Genomic DNA, 14,611 nt, shown 5'->3' with positions numbered 1-14,611 from the left:
GATGAAGCGGGATTCCACGGGCCGCGTATAAGGTCCGTGGAATGCTGAAAGTCAGCGTCGTCGTTCCCCTCCACAACACCGGGAAGTACGTCGACGAGTGCGCGCCGTCGCTGCTCGGCCAGAGCCTGCCCGCCGACGAGTACGAGGTCATCTACGTCGACGACGGATCGACGGACGACACGCCGGCCCGGGTGGAGAAGCTCGCCGCCCTGCACCCCAACGTCCAGCTGCGCACCCGGCCCAACTCCGGCTGGCCGGGTGCGCCCCGCAATCTCGGCATGCGGCACGCGAAGGGCGAGTACATCCAGTTCGTCGACCACGACGACAGGCTCGGCCCCGAGGCCCTGGAGCGGCTGTACGAGCACGCCAGGCGGAACGACGCCGACGTGGTCCTCGGCAAGATGTCCAGCACGATGGTGCGGCCCCGGCGGCTGTTCCGGCACACGGTGGACGCCTGCACGATCGAGAACGACGAGCTCATGCAGAGCATGTCGCCGCACAAGATGTTCCGGCGTGCCTTCGTCGAGGAGCACGGTCTGCGGTTCCGCGAGGGGCCCTGGATCCTGGAGGACCTGGCCTTCGTCAGCGCCGCCTATCTGAGGGCCGAGCGGATCGCGGTCCTGGCCGACTACCCCTGCTACTACTGGATGAAGCGGGACGACGGCGGCAACAACACCCGGCACCGCTTCGATCCGCGCCACGGGTTCTGGTCCAACTGCCGCACCGTCGTGCGCCAGATCAAGGACGGCACGCCCCCCTCCGACGACGTCAACGCGCTGCGCAACCGTCTCCTGCACCGCCTGTACCACGTCGAGATCCTCTCCCGCGCCCGTGAGCCCGAGATCCTCCGCGAGGCCCCCGCCCAGCAGCGGGAGCGCTTCGAGGCGGCCCGCCGGCTGGCGTCGGAGGAGTTCCCCAGCGCCGTTCGAGAGGGTCTGCCCGCGGTGTCCCGGTTGCGCGCCGAACTCCTCGGACGCGGTGACTTCGACGGCGCCGTGGCGCTCGCCGAGCGGGTCCGTGAGGTCAGGGCCCGCAGCGCCGTCACCGGACTGCGGTGGGAGGACGGCCGGCTGGCCGCCGACGTCACGCTGGACCTGTTGCGCGGGGACGGCGAGCCGCTGGTGCTCGTCGAGCGGGACGGGAAGCGCCTGCTGGACCCGGGGCTGCTGGCCGGGGTGCCGGGGACGCGGGACGGCTGGGAGGTCAGCGATCCGTTCCGGCTGGCGTACGCCGAACTGGTCGTCAAGGACCGCGACCGTGAGGACTGGTGGTACCCGGAGGGTGACCTGGAGCTGCGGCTCGAGTCCCACGGGGAAGGGCGGTCGCGGCTCGTCGCGTCCGGGCGGCTGCTCCTCGACCCGGAACGGCTCGCGGGCGGGCGGCCGTTGGAGCGCGGGGTGCACGACGTGTGGGCGTACGTCCAGCTGCTGGGCGTCGAACGCATGGTCCGTCTGACCGGCGACGGCGTCCCGGGGGCACCGGCCACGGGCCCGGCGCTCACCGGCGGGCGGCTCGCGCTGCCGTACTGGACGGGCAGCGGCCAGCTCGCCCTCGACGTGGACCAGCGCCTGCGCGGACTCGGTCCGGACACGGCCGGTGCCGCCGCGGCGAACTCCGGGCGCGGGGAGCGTTCGCTCCCGCTGCCCTACGTGGCGGCGACGGCGGCCGGTGGCCGGGCTCGCCTCAGGGTCACCGTGTCCGCCCTGACGGTGGACGCCGAGCTGGTCCCCGGCGAGGGCGGGACGACCGCCGTACTGCGGCTCCCCGCCCGTCTCGGGCTCCCGGCCGGACGCCACCCGGTCAGCCTGCCGAAGACCGACGCCCCGCTCGCCCACGCCGTCGTCCGTGACGGCGCCCTGCTGCGCCTCGAGGGCCCGGCCCACGAGGCCGGCATCGGACGCCGGCTGCTCGACGCGGTCACCGACAACCGTCAGGTCCGGCGGGTACGGCGACGGCTGGGCGGATAGGGCAGTCGTCGGGCACCGCGCGGACCGGTCCTCGGTGCCCCGCTCGCACTAGGCGTACGCGGAGATGTCCTTGATCATCGCGAACCCCAGCCCGTACGCGCTCATGCCTCTCCCGTACGCCCCCACGTGCACCCCCTCCTGGGTGGAGCCCGCGAGGACCCAGCCGAACTCCGACTCCCGGTAGTGGAACGTCGTGGGCACGCCGTCCACCGGGAGGGACAGGGTGGACCAGTCGGGGCCTTGGAGGTCGTCCGCCAGGACCCAGGCCGTCTCGGTCTGCTGGTCCAGCCAGTCGTCGCGCAGGGAGTGGTCCATCTGCCCGGGCCAGGTGAACGACAGCAGGCCCACCCCGGCCAGCCAGGCGGCGGAGGAGACCGACGTGGCCTCCAGCAGTCCCGTGCCGTCCGCGCTCCTGCGGGACGGGTTCGCGGCGACGGTCACGACGACCGCGAACTTCTCCTTCGGCTCTCCCGTGGAGCCCGCCTCGTTCTTCACGGAGGGCTCGTCACCGTGGCCGATCGACCCGTGTTCGACGGCCCCGTCGGCCGACGTGCCGACCTGCATCAGCCAGCGCGGCCCGGTGAAGGCCTCGTCGAGGCCGTACCAGGGGAAGGGCGCCTGAAGGTAGCCGTCGACCGTGCGCCGGGCGGAGGGAACCTGCTGGCCACCCTCCGCGGTCGGCGCCTGCGCGACCGCCCCACTCGTCGTCTCCATGTGCCGGACGCCTCCTACTAGTGCTCGTCGGACCGGACCGGCCCGCCCCCCTTCGGGCGGCGTCGCTGGTTCGCGTACGGCCCGCACAACAACTCGGCAGCATAGCCACACCGCTCCGAGCTGCGGGGAAACCGCCCGGCGCGCGCGGGGCTCACGGGGCGCGCCTTCAGGCCGTACGAGTGCATACGAGCGCCGTACGGAGTGAGAGCGGGGTATGAAACGCGTCACGTACGACGGGAAAGGCGCCCGCGAGCTGAACTGCTCGGCAGGCGCCTTCCGGTGGGGCGTACGGCTCAGGTGGCGTCCGCGTCGAAGGGCGGGCGGTCGTCCTTGCCGAGCTCCTCGGGCTTCTTGGTCATGTCGATCCGGCCGCCGGAGGAGGACGAGGACGGCGAGGTGTCCGTGCTGTGCACCGCGTCGGTGACCTCGGCCATCTCCTTCTTCAGGTCGAAGCCGTTGCGGATCTCCTTGAGCCCCAGCTCGTCGTTGTCCAGGTGCTTGCGGATGAACGTCTTGGGGTTGAGGTCCTCGAACTCGAAGTCCTTGAACTCCGGGCCCAGCTCCGAGCGGATGTCCTGCTTGGCGCTCTCCGAGAACTCGCGGATCTTGCGCACCGTCCGCATGACGTCCTGGATGACCTTCGGAAGCTTGTCCGGACCGAAGACGAGCACGGCGAGGACAACGAGCGTGATCAGCTCGAGCGGTCCTATGTCATTGAACACCTGAAGCTCCTTGCGATGTCCTCGGTCCTCGGCCCTCGGGGGTCTGTGCGGTCTTCCGTGGTCCGGGCCGGGTCCACGGTACCTGGGGATCCCGTACGACCGGTACTGTCCCGGGGACTCCGAGTGCGGGCGGGTGGGCGGTTTTCCGGGTTGTTTGCCTTGTGGAGCGGGGTTCGGGCCGTGTCTGTGGGGTTTCTGTCAATCGGTCCCGCGCTGGTCCGCCGTCGGTTCTCTGCCGATCCTCTTGCGGTTCTCTGTCGATTCTCTTAGTCGCCGTCCGAGGATCCGAGGACCAGCGAGACGTTCCTTTCCCTGCCGTCGCGCTCCAGGGTGAGTTCCAGGTGGTCGCCGGGGCGGTGGGCGCGGGTCTTCACGATGAGCTCGTCGCCGGAGTGGATACGGCGGCCGTCGACCTCGGTGATGACATCGCCCGCCCGCAGCCCGGCCCGGTCGCCCGGACCGCCCTCGGTCACGGCGGGTCCGCCGTCGCCGCCCCTCGCCCCGACGCGGGCGCCGTCGCCGGTGTAGTCCATGTCGAGGGTGACACCGATGACCGGATGGGTCGCCTTGCCGGTGTTGATCAGTTCCTCCGCGACCCGCTTGGCCTGGTTGACGGGAATGGCGAAACCGAGACCTATCGAACCGGCCTGTCCGCTCCCGGAACCGGAGTCGTCGGCGGCGGAACGGATGGCGGAGTTGATGCCGATGACACGGGCGCGGGAGTCGAGGAGAGGGCCGCCGGAGTTGCCGGGGTTGATGGGTGCGTCGGTCTGCAGGGCGTCGACGTACGACACGTCGCTCCCATCCCCGCTCTCGTCCCCGGCGGTGATGGGCCGTTCCTTCGCGCTGATGATCCCGGAGGTGACGGTGCCCTCCAGGTCGAAGGGGGCTCCGATGGCCACCACGGGGTCGCCGACCTGGACGTTGTCGGAGTTGCCGAGCGCCATGGGCCGCAGACCGCGGACACCGCTCACCTTGACGACGGCGAGGTCGTACCCGCTGTCCCGCCCCACGACGGTGGCCTCTGCGGTGTCCCCGCCGCGGAAGGTCACCGATATCCTGCCGTCGGGGCCGGCCGGCTCCACGACGTGGTTGTTGGTGAGGATGTGGCCGTGATCGTCCAGCACGAAACCGGTCCCGGTCCCTGACTCCTCGGCCCCGCTCACATGCAGGGTCACGACACTGGGCAGGGCCCTCGCGGCGATTCCGGCGACACTGTCAGGAGCACGCCGGACGGGCTCCTCCCCGGCCTGCGGCAACTCCACGACGTCACCCCCTACGCCGTTGCGCTCGAGATACGCCCCTACGGCCCCACCGATCCCGCCGGCCGCGAGCGCGAGCAGGAGAGCGCCGACGACAAGCGCCCGCCGGGCCCGGCGACGCCGGGTGTCCTCGGTGTCCACTACGGCACCGGTCTGCTGGAGGGGGGCGGGGACCGGGGCCCAGGGGTCGTAGTTCCGCCAGGGCGTGGGGGCAGGGGTGGGCGTGGGGGTCGAGGGGATGGTCGGCGCGGCCCCGGGCGGTGCCGGTGTCGCCGTGCCGTGTGCGGGTGTGGTCGCCGGGTGCTGGACCGGTGGGGCGGGGGCCCAGGGGCCCGGTACGCCGTAGGGCGGGGTGCTGGTGGAGTCGGGGGCGGGCACAGGCGCGGGACGGTCTGCGACGGGCTCGGCAGGAGCGACCGGCTCGGTGGAGTGCTCGCCGACGGGAGCGTGCGTCGCAGGAGCCTCCATCGGCAGGGCAGCCGTCGGCACAGGCTGTGCCAGTGTGAAGTCCCCCTCCGCGTCGGACGAGTCCCGGGGGGCCGTGAGCTCGTGGTCGCCCTCCGAGTCGGTCCCGCCGCGCGGAGCCCTCAGCAGGAAGTCGCCGTCGGAACGTGCCGTGTCGGTCGTCGGCGTATCGCTCTTTGTGGGCTTGCCCTCGTCCATGCTCTCCCCACAGCTGACCGGCCGCGGTGCGCGGCGCGTCGACCTGTCTGTGGATTCAACCAGGTTCGGGCGCCGCGGAGCAGGGCGCCGGTCAGCGTGTGGTGCCGGGGGGCGTGGGCGCTGATGCGGTGTGGGGGGCGGGTGCGGTGAGGAAACCGGAGGCCGAGAGGTCCGGGGTGGTGGACAGGGACGTCAGGGTGAGCGGCGGGGTGGCGCTGAGCGGACGTATGAGAGGGGACATCGCTGCGGCACCGGCGACCACGGGCGCCGTGAGGGTGTGCAGCGCCGCCTCCTGCACCTGGGCGGGGATACCCGGCAGCAGCGGTGCGGACGCCGTGGTCGGGGAGACCGGGATGTCGTCCTGCGTCCGCTGCCCCTGTTCCTGCGCGAGCAGCGGCCCCACGCCACGGCGGCGCTGGTTCTCCGGCACCGCGGCTCCCGTGCCCGGTGTGCGCGCCGGAGTCACGTTGCTGCCGGCCCCGCGGGCGTCGGTGTCACCCGACATGCCCGTGGTGACGCCGCCCAGCGCGATCGCGGCCAGCGACACCGCCCCGGCGGCGACGACCGCGAACCGCATGCCGCGCGAGGCCGAACGGTCGGTCTCGTGACGGCTGACGTCATGGATGCGGAACCCCCGGCCCGCGGAGGGCGGGAGCGCCCCCGGGTGCGGGCGGGCGGGGACGTAGTCGAACTCGAAGCGCTCGCCACGTCTCACGCCGAAGGCCCCGGTGGTGCCGGATCGTCCCGACAGTCCTCCGAACCCCCCGCCGAACGGCGAGCCGTCGCCGTCCTCCGGATCACCTCCCGGCAGCCCTTGGAGGCGGGCCAGGAAGCTCTCGGAGGGCGGGGGCGGCGCGGCCTCCGCGAAGACGTTCTTCAGGCGGCGCTGGGCGTCCGCCTCCGCCTTGCATTTCGGGCAGGTGGCGAGATGCGCGAGAACACGCTCCCGCGTGGCATGACCGAGCTCACCGTCCACCAGGGCGGCGAGCCGGTCTCCCAGGTGCTGTTCCGCGAGGCTCCCCTCGCCGGGTTTGGGCAGTGATCCACTCACGCGGACGCGCCCCCTCCCCCCAGCGCGGGGACCCGGGCCATGAACGAGCGGCGCTCGGCACGGGCCTCGGGTGAGCGATGGGCGAGGGCCTTGCGCAGCTGGGAACGGCCGCGGTGGATCCGCGAGCGGACGGTGCCGAGCTTGACCCCGAGGGTCGCGGCGATCTCCTCGTACGACAGTCCCTCGATGTCGCACAGGACGACCGCGGCGCGGAACTCCGGCGCGAGGGTGTCGAGGGCCTGCTGGACGTCCGCGTCGAAGTGGGCGTCGTTGAAGACCTGCTGGGGTGACGGCTCGCGGCTGGGCAGTCGCTCGGCCGCGTCCTCGCCGAGGGCGTCGAAGCGGATGCGCTGCTTGCGGCGGACCATGTCCAGGAAGAGGTTGGTGGTGATGCGGTGCAGCCAGCCCTCGAAGGTGCCCGGTGTGTAGGTGGACAGCGAGCGGAAGACGCGGACGAAGACCTCCTGCGTGAGGTCCTCGGCGTCGTGCTGGTTACCGGTGAGGCGGTACGCGAGGCGGTAGACGCGGCCGCTGTGCGTGCTGACGATCTCCTCCCAGGTGGGCGGAGTCCACGCCTGCCCGTCCGCGTCGGTGGAAAAGGTCGCGGTCTGGGCGTAGTCGCCGGCGTGGCTGCGGTCAGCGGTGTCGTTCACGGATTTCGGCCTGCCCGCCGATCCGAGGAAGCGCCGCAGCATTCCCCCACGATCCCCAGGCGCGGCCGCACCTCCCCTGTCGGCTCTGGTTGTCTCCAGTGGAGCCCCTACCATAGCCACCTCGCCCGTTAGCTCCGGATAAGCGGTTTTACGAGAATTTGATCTGGGCTGATACCACTCGGTCCCCTGCGTCAGCAGTTGCTCGAGGGCCTGCTCGGCTTCGTGATCCAACTGTGTCCCCCCGGGTGCGTCTCCACCCCTCTAAACGCCCGGTCCCATCTGCGGGTTCCCGGCACCAACGGATACAGTCACGCCCAGGCAACCACGGGGCAAGGAGAGGGCCATTACCGGCAACCGGCAGACGAGCTGGGCGTTCGCCGACGCCTACGTCGCCGAGGACGAAGTCCTGCGCTGGGCCCGCGACAGGGCCCGTGAGGCGGGGCTGCGCTCGGTGTCGCCCGGCGCGGGCGCGGCGTTGCGGTTGCTGGCCGCCTCCGTGGACGCCAAGGCGGTCGCCGAGATCGGCACCGGGACCGGTGTCTCCGGAATCCACCTGCTGCACGGCATGCGCCCGGACGGGGTGCTGACCACCGTCGACCCCGAGCCGGAGCACCAGCAGTTCGCCCGCCAGGCCTTCCGCGCCTGCGGCTTCGCCAGCAACCGGGCCCGCTTCATCCCGGGCCGGGCCCTGGACGTGCTGCCCCGTCTCGCCGACGTCGGCTACGACCTCGTCTTCTGCGACGGCGACCGGCAGGAGGTCATGGACTACCTCGCTGAATCGTTGCGCCTGCTGCGTCCTGGCGGCCTGGTGGTCTTCGAGGGCGTCTTCGCCAACGGCCGCACCATGGACTCGGGACCGCAGCCCACGGAGGTGCTGCGCCTCAGGGAGCTGCTGCGGGCCGTACGCGAGAGCCAGGATCTGGTGCCGTCGCTGCTGCCGGTGGGTGACGGACTGCTCTGCGCCGTCAAGCGCTGAGCCGGTGGCCCGGAACCGGGCCCGGGACCCGGTGAGGGCCGTACGGCCATTCGTGGAACCGCCCGGGCAAACCGCTGCCCCGGCACCTCATGAGATGCCGGGGCAACCGAAAGGGTATGGTCGCTTCCGCGTCAGCCGACGACCTTCTTGAGGGCGTCACCGAGCGCGTCGGCCTCGTCAGGGGTCAGCTCGACGACGAGTCGACCGCCGCCTTCGAGCGGAACGCGCATGACAATGCCCCGCCCCTCCTTGGTCACCTCGAGCGGGCCATCGCCCGTCCGCGGCTTCATGGCCGCCATGCTCGTTCCCCTTCCTGAAACCAGCTCATCGTCAAAGCCGACGGCCCCGGGAGGGCACGCGCGTCAAAGTGGGACACGCGCCACCGGCATCGAACACATTGCTTCCAAGCCATTATCCCGCATCTCAGGACCCGATGACCAACATCAGTCGGCATCGCTTGGGCAACGCGCGCGAGCAAAACCACTCAATTCGGCGATGTGGCTGCGATACTCCGCCACCGCGCGGATCCCAGGCGGTGATGAGCGCTCAGGATTTGTTTGACGCAGGTCACACGTCCGGTCCGGTCCTCGGACGGCGATCTCCGCCATGCTGTCCTTCGACATCGGATGCAGCGGACACACCGGAGGGGATACGCCATGGCCGACACCGTGCTCTACGAGGTGCACGACGGGCTCGCGACGATCACGCTGAACCGGCCGGAGGCGATGAACGCGCTGAACATCGCCACGAAGGTCGCGCTGCGGGAGGCCGTGGAGTCGGCGGCCTCGGACGACGCCGTGCGGGCCGTGCTGCTCACCGCCGCCGGGGAGCGGGCGTTCTGCGTGGGGCAGGACCTCAAGGAGCACATCGGGCTGCTCGCCGAGGGCTCGACGGAGGTCATGAGCACGGTCAGGGAGCACTACAACCCGGTCGTGCGGGCGCTGACGGAGATGCCGAAGCCGGTGGTGGCCGGGGTGAACGGGGTCGCGGCGGGCGCCGGGTTCGGGATCGCGCTCGCGGCGGACTACCGGGTGGCGGCGGACACGGCCGCGTTCAACACCTCGTTCGCGGGCGTGGCGCTGACCGCGGACTCCGGGATCTCATGGACGCTGCCGCGGGTGGTGGGGCCGGGGCGCGCCGCCGACCTGCTGCTCTTCCCGCGGACCATGTCGGCCCGGGACGCGCACGACCTGGGCATCGTGAACCGCCTCGTGCCGTCCACCGAGCTGCCCGCGGAGGCCGAGAAGGTGGCGCGGGCCCTGGCCGAGGGGCCGACGGTGGCGTACGGCGCGATCAAGGAGTCCCTCGCGTACGCGCTGTCGCACACCCTGGCTCAGACGCTGGAGAAGGAGGACGAGCTGCAGACGCGGGCCGGGGCCTCCGAGGACCACGCGATCGCGGTGCGGGCCTTCGTGAACAAGGAGACGCCCAAGTACCTGGGCCGGTAGGGCTCAGCGGGTTCTCGCGACGCATGTCTCCAGGTGGTCGTCCACCAGTCCGCACGCCTGCATCAGCGCGTACGCCGTCGTGGGGCCCACGAAGCGCAGGCCGCGCTTCTTCAGGGCCTTGGACAGGGCGGTCGACTCCGGGGTGACCGCGGGGACGTCCGCCAGGGTCCTGGGGACGGCGTGCGAGGCCGGCGCGTGGGACCAGATCAGCTCGTCCAGCTCGCCCGGGGACCATTCGGCCAGCACGCGCGCGTTGGCCATCGTCGCGTCGATCTTGGCGCGGTTGCGGATGATCCCCGGGTCGAGCAGCAGGCGGTCCCGGTCGGCCTCGCCGAAGGTGGCCACCTTGGCGATCTCGAAGCCCGAGAAGGCGGCCCGGAAGCCTTCGCGGCGGCGCAGGATGGTGATCCAGGACAGGCCGGACTGGAAGGCCTCCAGGCTGAGCCGCTCGAAGAGGGCGTCGTCGCCGTGGACCGGGCGGCCCCACTCCTCGTCGTGGTACGCCACGTAGTCCGGCGTGGACAGGGCCCAGGGGCAGCGCGGCGCGCCGTCCGGGCCGGCCAGGGCGGTGCCGTCGCTCACTGCTGCTCCCCCTGGCCGTGCTCCGGCTTGTGCAGGGCGACGTGGGCCGCGGCCTGGGCGCCGGCCAGCGCGGACTCCAGGTCGGCGATCCGGGCGTCCCGCTCGGCGAGCTCGGCGCCGAGGCGGCTGAGCGCGTCGTCCACGTCCGCCATGCGGTAGCCGCGGGCGGTCAGCGGGAAGCGCAGGCCCTCGATGTCCGCGCGGTTCACCGGGCGGTCCGGCGGCAGCGGGTCCTGGAGCCGCTCGGGGGCGACGTCCGGCAGCGGGCCGTCGCTCTCCCCGCCGCCCACCACGGCCAGCGTCACCGCGGCGACCACGACCGCGAGCGCGATGACCAGGAACAAGAACATAACCATCGCTGAGGTCCCCAGGGTCCCTGCCGGCGGCCGGCCACCGGCGTCGAATGTGTCAGGGTCCGATCGTGCCATGCGAGTCTGACAGTTAGGGTCGCAGGCGGCCGCGAAGACCGAACACACAGACGTAGGAAGTGAGGTCACAGGGGATGCTCAGGCTGGGCAGGCGTGAATTCGACGCGCACGAGCCGGTGATCATGGCGATCGTGAACCGGACCCCCGACTCCTTCTACGACCAGGGAGCCACCTTCCTCGACGAGCCCGCCCTCGCGCGCGTGGAGCAGGCGGTGGCCGAGGGGGCGGCCGTCATCGACGTCGGCGGGGTCAAGGCCGGGCCGGGCGAAGAGGTGTCCGCGGCGGAGGAGGCACGGCGGACCGTCGGGTTCGTGGCGGAGGTGCGGCGGCGGTTCCCCGACGTGATCATCAGCGTCGACACCTGGCGTGCGTCCGTCGGCGAGGCGGTGTGCGAGGCGGGGGCGGACCTGCTGAACGACGCCTGGGGCGGGGTCGATCCGGGGCTGGCCGAGGTCGCCGCGCGTTACGGGGTGGGGCTCGTGTGCACGCACGCCGGGGGCGCGGAGCCTCGTACGCGGCCGCATCGGGTGATGTACGACGACGTCATGGCCGACATCCTGCGGGTGACCGTGGGGCTGGCGGAGCGGGCGGTCGCGCTGGGGGTGCCCCGGGAGTCGGTGCTGATCGATCCCGGGCACGACTTCGGGAAGAACACCCGGCACAGTCTTGAGGCGACCCGGCGATTGGGCGAGATGGTCGAGACCGGGTGGCCTGTGCTGGTCTCCCTGTCCAACAAGGACTTCGTGGGCGAGACCTTGGACAAGCCGGTGAAGGAGCGGGTGGTGGGGACGCTGGCGACGACCGCGGTGTCCGCGTGGCTGGGGGCGCAGGTGTACCGGGTGCACGAGGTGGCGGAGACGCGGCAGGTGCTGGACATGGTGGCGTCGATCGCCGGGCATCGGCCGCCGGCGGTCGCTCGTCGTGGGCTGGCGTAGAGGGTTTCGCCCCCGACGCCCCTACCCGTCCCGTCCCGTCCCGTCCCGTCCCGTCCCGTCCCGTCCCGTCCCGTCCCGTCCCGTCCCGTCCCGTCCCCAGGGGGCTCCGCCCCCTTCGACCCCCGCTCCTCAAACGCCGGAGGGGCTGAATTCACCCCTCCGGCAATCCAAGGCCTCAAGGGCTACCGACCCGCCTCCTTCGACACCAATGCCACCGCCTCGTCCACGTCGTCCGTCACGTGGAACAGCAGCAGGTCCTTCTCCGACGCCTTGCCCTGGGCGATCAGGGTGTTGGTGAGCCAGTCGACCAGTCCGCCCCAGTACTCGCTGCCGAAGAGGACGATCGGGAAGCGGGTGACCTTCTGGGTCTGGACGAGGGTCAGGGCCTCGAAGAGTTCGTCGAGGGTGCCGAGTCCGCCCGGCAGGACCACGAACCCCTGCGCGTACTTCACGAACATCATCTTGCGGACGAAGAAGTAGCGGAAGTTGAGACCGATGTCGACGTAGGGGTTGAGCCCCTGCTCGAAGGGGAGCTCGATGCCGAGGCCGACCGAGGTGCCGCCCGCCTCGCAGGCGCCCTTGTTGGCCGCCTCCATGGCGCCGGGGCCGCCGCCGGTGATCACGGCGAAGCCCGCCTCCACCAGGCCCCGGCCGAGCCGCACGCCCGCCTCGTACTCAGGCGAGTCCGCAGGTGTCCGCGCCGAGCCGAACACGCTGATCGCGGGCGGGAGTTCGGCCAGCGTGCCGAAGCCCTCGATGAACTCCGACTGGATGCGCAGGACGCGCCAGGGGTCGGTGTGGACCCAGTCCGAGGGGCCGCCCGCGTCCAGCAGGCGCTGGTCGGTCGTGCTCGCCGTGACCTGTCCCCGCCTGCGGAGGACAGGTCCCAGGCGCTGCTCCTCCGGCGGCTGCTTCTTGCCCTCGGGGTTCCCGGTAGCCATGTGCGCTCCCTCCGCTTGCCTGGTCTTTCCATCTCAGCGTAGATCTACGCGGGTTACGGAGGGGGGACGTCCGCGTGTCCGCCATGAAGCGCCCACCGGAGCACCGCCTTCCTACGACGTCAGCCAGGCCCGCAGCCGCGACTCCGCCTCCGGGATCAGCGACGCCTTCACCCGCTCGTCGACCTTGTGCGCGAGCAGCGGCTGACCGGGGCTGTAGTTCACCGCGGGCACGCCGAGCGCGCTGAAGCGGGACACGTCCGTCCAGCCGAACTTGGGGCGGGCGACGCCGCCGACCGCGGCCATGAAGGCCTGGGCGACGGGGTGGGTGAGGCCGGGGCGGGCGCCGCCGGTGTGATCGTCGACGGTGAACTCGTCGACTCCGCAGTCCGCGAAGAAGTCCCGCACGAAGGCCTCCGCCTCGGCCTCGCTGCGGTCCGGCGCGTAACGGAAGTTGACCGTCAGCGTGCAGGAGTCGGGGATGACGTTCGTCGCCACGCCGCCCTCCACCCGGACGGCGTTGAGACCCTCGTGGAACTCCAGCCCGTCCACCACCGGCTTGCGCGGCTCGTAGGCCGCCAGCTTCGCGAGGGCGGGGGCCGCCTTGTGGATCGCGTTGGACCCCATCCACGCGCGCGCGGAGTGCGCCCGCTCTCCCTTGAACGTCAGCAGCACCCGCAGGGTTCCCTGGCAGCCGCCCTCGACCTGGTTGTCCGTCGGCTCCAGGAGGACCGCGAAGTCGCCCTCCAGCCACTCGGGGTGGACCTCGGCCACATGACCCAGGCCGTTGAGATGGGCCGCCACCTCTTCGTTGTCGTAGAAGATGAAGGTGAGGTCGCGGTTGGGCTCCGGGACCGTCGCCGCGATGCGCAGCTGGACCGCGACCCCGGACTTCATGTCGCAGGTGCCGCAGCCCCACAGATAGCCCTCGTCGTCGAGGCGGGAGGGGACGTTGCCCGCGATGGGGACCGTGTCGATGTGGCCGGCGAGGATGACGCGTTCCGGACGGCCGAGGTCCGTGCGGGCGACGACGTTGTTGCCGTGCCGGTCGACCGTCAGGTGCGGCACAGCGCGCAGCGCGGTCTCGATCGCGTCCGCGAGAGGCTTCTCGGTGCCGCTCTCGGAGGGGAAGTCGACGAGCTGCGCGGTGAGCCGGGCTGCGTCCAGCGAAAGGTCAAGAGGGGTGTCGGCCATGCTCCCGACCCTAACGCCCCGCTGCCCGCCCTCACTGTCCCCGTCCGGCGCAAGCGTCTCAGTACTCTCCAGTATCTTGTCGGGATGCCAGAGCCGTTGCCCCCTACTCGCAAGCGCCGTGGCCGTCTCCTCCGCTTCGGGTCGGCCCTCGTGGTCCTGTGCGCGCTCGCCGGTTACCTCGTGGTGCAGTACGTCACAGGAGGCACCGACGGGCCGCGCTGCAGAGTCGTCTCCGGCGGCGCGGGCGGGCCGTCGTACGAGTTCACGCCCGAGCAGGCGGTGAACGCCGCGACGATCACCGCCGTCGGCACCGGGCGCGGGCTGCCGGAGCGGGCCGTGGCCATCGCGCTGGCCACCGCGCTCCAGGAGTCGGGGCTGCGCAACATCTCGCACGGCGACCGTGACTCCCTCGGGCTGTTCCAGCAGCGGCCCTCGCAGGGCTGGGGCACCCCGAAGGAGATCCTGGACCCGACATACGCGGCGGGCGCGTTCTACAAGCACCTGGTCAAGGTGAAGGGCTACCAGGACCTCCCGCTGACCGTCGCCGCCCAGCGCGTGCAGCGCAGTGGATATCCGGAGGCGTACGCCAAGCACGAGCCGGACGCCACACTGCTGGCCGCCGCCCTCACCGGCACCTCGGCGGCCACCCTGACCTGTGACGGCCGCCAGGACGCCACCCAGGCCGCCCGGGCCGCCGGCACGGGCACCCAGGCCGCCGCCACGGGCCCCGACGCGGTCCGGTCGGCTCTCGTACGGGACTTCGGGCGCGACGCGTTGGAGACGACCGCCGCGGAGGTGGGCGGCAAGACCGCGCCGAGCCCGACGCCCACCGCGGCCGACGCCCGCACCGTGACGCTCCCCGTGCGGGGGGACACCGGCCCGGGTTCCGACCGCAGCCGCACGGAACGCGGCTGGCAGCTCGCCCACTGGGCCGTCGCCAACTCCTCGGCGCTGCGCATCGAGCGGGTCTCGTACGCCGGGCGGCAGTGGACGGCCGGGAACACGGACAGCGAGTGGCGTACGGCGGCCGGCGAGGGCGGCACGGGCGCGGTGCGGATACTGACGGCACGGTAGTTCG

15 protein-coding genes are annotated in these 14,611 nt (G+C 71.8%); 5 read left to right on the top strand and 10 right to left on the bottom strand.

Going from position 1 to position 14,611, the window contains the following annotated elements; translation table 11 throughout:
• Window positions 1–41: 41 nt before the first annotated feature.
• Entirely contained in the window at window positions 42–1,967 is a 1,926-nt protein-coding gene (locus tag ABZT93_RS03605; RefSeq protein ID WP_356098206.1) for a glycosyltransferase family 2 protein, read from the top strand.
• A gap of 48 nt (window positions 1,968–2,015) precedes the next feature.
• Here ABZT93_RS03605 and ABZT93_RS03600 read toward each other — a convergent pair whose 3' ends face one another.
• From ABZT93_RS03600 to sigE, 5 genes are all read right to left on the bottom strand, one after another.
• Window positions 2,016–2,681: a hypothetical protein gene (locus ABZT93_RS03600; RefSeq protein ID WP_356098203.1), complete on the bottom strand. Its 666-nt coding sequence runs from the start codon at window positions 2,679–2,681 to the stop codon at window positions 2,016–2,018.
• 293 nt (window positions 2,682–2,974) lie between these two features.
• On the bottom strand, window positions 2,975–3,403 hold the full coding sequence (locus ABZT93_RS03595; RefSeq protein ID WP_356098201.1) for a sec-independent translocase: 429 nt from the start codon (window positions 3,401–3,403) through the stop codon (window positions 2,975–2,977).
• 266 nt (window positions 3,404–3,669) lie between these two features.
• Window positions 3,670–5,328, bottom strand: coding sequence for a trypsin-like peptidase domain-containing protein (locus ABZT93_RS03590; RefSeq protein ID WP_356098198.1), 1,659 nt, complete (start codon window positions 5,326–5,328; stop codon window positions 3,670–3,672).
• Between the two features lie 91 nt (window positions 5,329–5,419).
• Complete coding sequence (locus tag ABZT93_RS03585) at window positions 5,420–6,379, bottom strand: zf-HC2 domain-containing protein (protein WP_356098195.1); 960 nt, start codon at window positions 6,377–6,379, stop codon at window positions 5,420–5,422.
• Window positions 6,376–7,074, bottom strand: coding sequence for an RNA polymerase sigma factor SigE (sigE, locus tag ABZT93_RS03580; protein WP_356098192.1), 699 nt, complete (start codon window positions 7,072–7,074; stop codon window positions 6,376–6,378). The genes ABZT93_RS03585 and sigE overlap by 4 nt, the downstream gene beginning before the upstream one ends.
• 235 nt (window positions 7,075–7,309) lie before the next feature.
• Here sigE and ABZT93_RS03575 point away from each other — a divergent pair, with 235 nt between their 5' ends.
• The gene (locus ABZT93_RS03575; RefSeq protein ID WP_356098476.1) at window positions 7,310–8,008 is read left to right on the top strand and encodes an O-methyltransferase; all 699 of its coding nucleotides are present in this window, start codon (window positions 7,310–7,312) and stop codon (window positions 8,006–8,008) included.
• Window positions 8,009–8,139: 131 nt separating this feature from the next.
• Here the strand turns inward: ABZT93_RS03575 and ABZT93_RS03570 are convergent, their stop codons facing one another.
• Entirely contained in the window at window positions 8,140–8,307 is a 168-nt protein-coding gene (locus tag ABZT93_RS03570; RefSeq protein ID WP_003966491.1) for a DUF3117 domain-containing protein, read from the bottom strand.
• A gap of 357 nt (window positions 8,308–8,664) precedes the next feature.
• On the opposite strand from ABZT93_RS03570, the gene ABZT93_RS03565 reads away from it, so the two are divergent.
• The gene (locus tag ABZT93_RS03565) at window positions 8,665–9,456 is read left to right on the top strand and encodes an enoyl-CoA hydratase-related protein (protein WP_356098189.1); all 792 of its coding nucleotides are present in this window, start codon (window positions 8,665–8,667) and stop codon (window positions 9,454–9,456) included.
• A gap of 3 nt (window positions 9,457–9,459) precedes the next feature.
• Here ABZT93_RS03565 and ABZT93_RS03560 read toward each other — a convergent pair whose 3' ends face one another.
• Window positions 9,460–10,038, bottom strand: coding sequence for a DNA-3-methyladenine glycosylase I (locus ABZT93_RS03560; RefSeq protein ID WP_356098187.1), 579 nt, complete (start codon window positions 10,036–10,038; stop codon window positions 9,460–9,462).
• Window positions 10,035–10,394 carry a DivIVA domain-containing protein gene (locus tag ABZT93_RS03555; protein WP_356098184.1) on the bottom strand — a complete coding sequence of 120 codons (360 nt, stop codon included), beginning with the start codon at window positions 10,392–10,394 and terminating at the stop codon, window positions 10,035–10,037. Before ABZT93_RS03555 ends, ABZT93_RS03560 begins: the two co-directional genes overlap by 4 nt.
• Window positions 10,395–10,540: 146 nt before the next feature.
• On the opposite strand from ABZT93_RS03555, the gene folP reads away from it, so the two are divergent.
• Complete coding sequence (folP, locus tag ABZT93_RS03550) at window positions 10,541–11,401, top strand: dihydropteroate synthase (RefSeq protein WP_356098181.1); 861 nt, start codon at window positions 10,541–10,543, stop codon at window positions 11,399–11,401.
• Window positions 11,402–11,583: 182 nt separating this feature from the next.
• Here the strand turns inward: folP and ABZT93_RS03545 are convergent, their stop codons facing one another.
• Window positions 11,584–12,342 carry a TIGR00730 family Rossman fold protein gene (locus tag ABZT93_RS03545; RefSeq protein ID WP_020119740.1) on the bottom strand — a complete coding sequence of 253 codons (759 nt, stop codon included), beginning with the start codon at window positions 12,340–12,342 and terminating at the stop codon, window positions 11,584–11,586.
• Window positions 12,343–12,453: 111 nt separating this feature from the next.
• Window positions 12,454–13,533 carry a succinyl-diaminopimelate desuccinylase gene (gene dapE / locus ABZT93_RS03540; protein WP_356098178.1) on the bottom strand — a complete coding sequence of 360 codons (1,080 nt, stop codon included), beginning with the start codon at window positions 13,531–13,533 and terminating at the stop codon, window positions 12,454–12,456.
• Between the two features lie 84 nt (window positions 13,534–13,617).
• On the opposite strand from dapE, the gene ABZT93_RS03535 reads away from it, so the two are divergent.
• Window positions 13,618–14,607, top strand: coding sequence for a heavy metal transporter (locus tag ABZT93_RS03535; RefSeq protein ID WP_356098175.1), 990 nt, complete (start codon window positions 13,618–13,620; stop codon window positions 14,605–14,607).
• Window positions 14,608–14,611 lie beyond the last annotated feature (4 nt).

Source organism: Streptomyces sp. NPDC005303, from assembly GCF_040607335.1.
Classification (GTDB): domain Bacteria; phylum Actinomycetota; class Actinomycetes; order Streptomycetales; family Streptomycetaceae; genus Streptomyces.
The sequence above is the reverse complement of the archived record's forward strand: the minus strand, read 5'-3'. Positions and strand labels throughout refer to the sequence as shown.

What these genes read in the sequence shown, in the direction of transcription:
- ABZT93_RS03535 (WP_356098175.1), top strand. Translation starts at nt 13,618, where the DNA reads ATGCCAGAGCCGTTGCCCCCTACTCGCAAGCGCCGTGGCCGTCTCCTC.
- ABZT93_RS03545 (WP_020119740.1), bottom strand. Translation starts at nt 12,342, where the DNA reads ATGGCTACCGGGAACCCCGAGGGCAAGAAGCAGCCGCCGGAGGAGCAG.
- folP (WP_356098181.1), top strand. Translation starts at nt 10,541, where the DNA reads ATGCTCAGGCTGGGCAGGCGTGAATTCGACGCGCACGAGCCGGTGATC.
- dapE (WP_356098178.1), bottom strand. Translation starts at nt 13,533, where the DNA reads ATGGCCGACACCCCTCTTGACCTTTCGCTGGACGCAGCCCGGCTCACC.
- ABZT93_RS03590 (WP_356098198.1), bottom strand. Translation starts at nt 5,328, where the DNA reads ATGGACGAGGGCAAGCCCACAAAGAGCGATACGCCGACGACCGACACG.
- ABZT93_RS03555 (WP_356098184.1), bottom strand. Translation starts at nt 10,394, where the DNA reads ATGGTTATGTTCTTGTTCCTGGTCATCGCGCTCGCGGTCGTGGTCGCC.
- ABZT93_RS03565 (WP_356098189.1), top strand. Translation starts at nt 8,665, where the DNA reads ATGGCCGACACCGTGCTCTACGAGGTGCACGACGGGCTCGCGACGATC.
- ABZT93_RS03570 (WP_003966491.1), bottom strand. Translation starts at nt 8,307, where the DNA reads ATGGCGGCCATGAAGCCGCGGACGGGCGATGGCCCGCTCGAGGTGACC.
- ABZT93_RS03605 (WP_356098206.1), top strand. Translation starts at nt 42, where the DNA reads ATGCTGAAAGTCAGCGTCGTCGTTCCCCTCCACAACACCGGGAAGTAC.
- ABZT93_RS03600 (WP_356098203.1), bottom strand. Translation starts at nt 2,681, where the DNA reads ATGGAGACGACGAGTGGGGCGGTCGCGCAGGCGCCGACCGCGGAGGGT.
- sigE (WP_356098192.1), bottom strand. Translation starts at nt 7,074, where the DNA reads ATGCTGCGGCGCTTCCTCGGATCGGCGGGCAGGCCGAAATCCGTGAAC.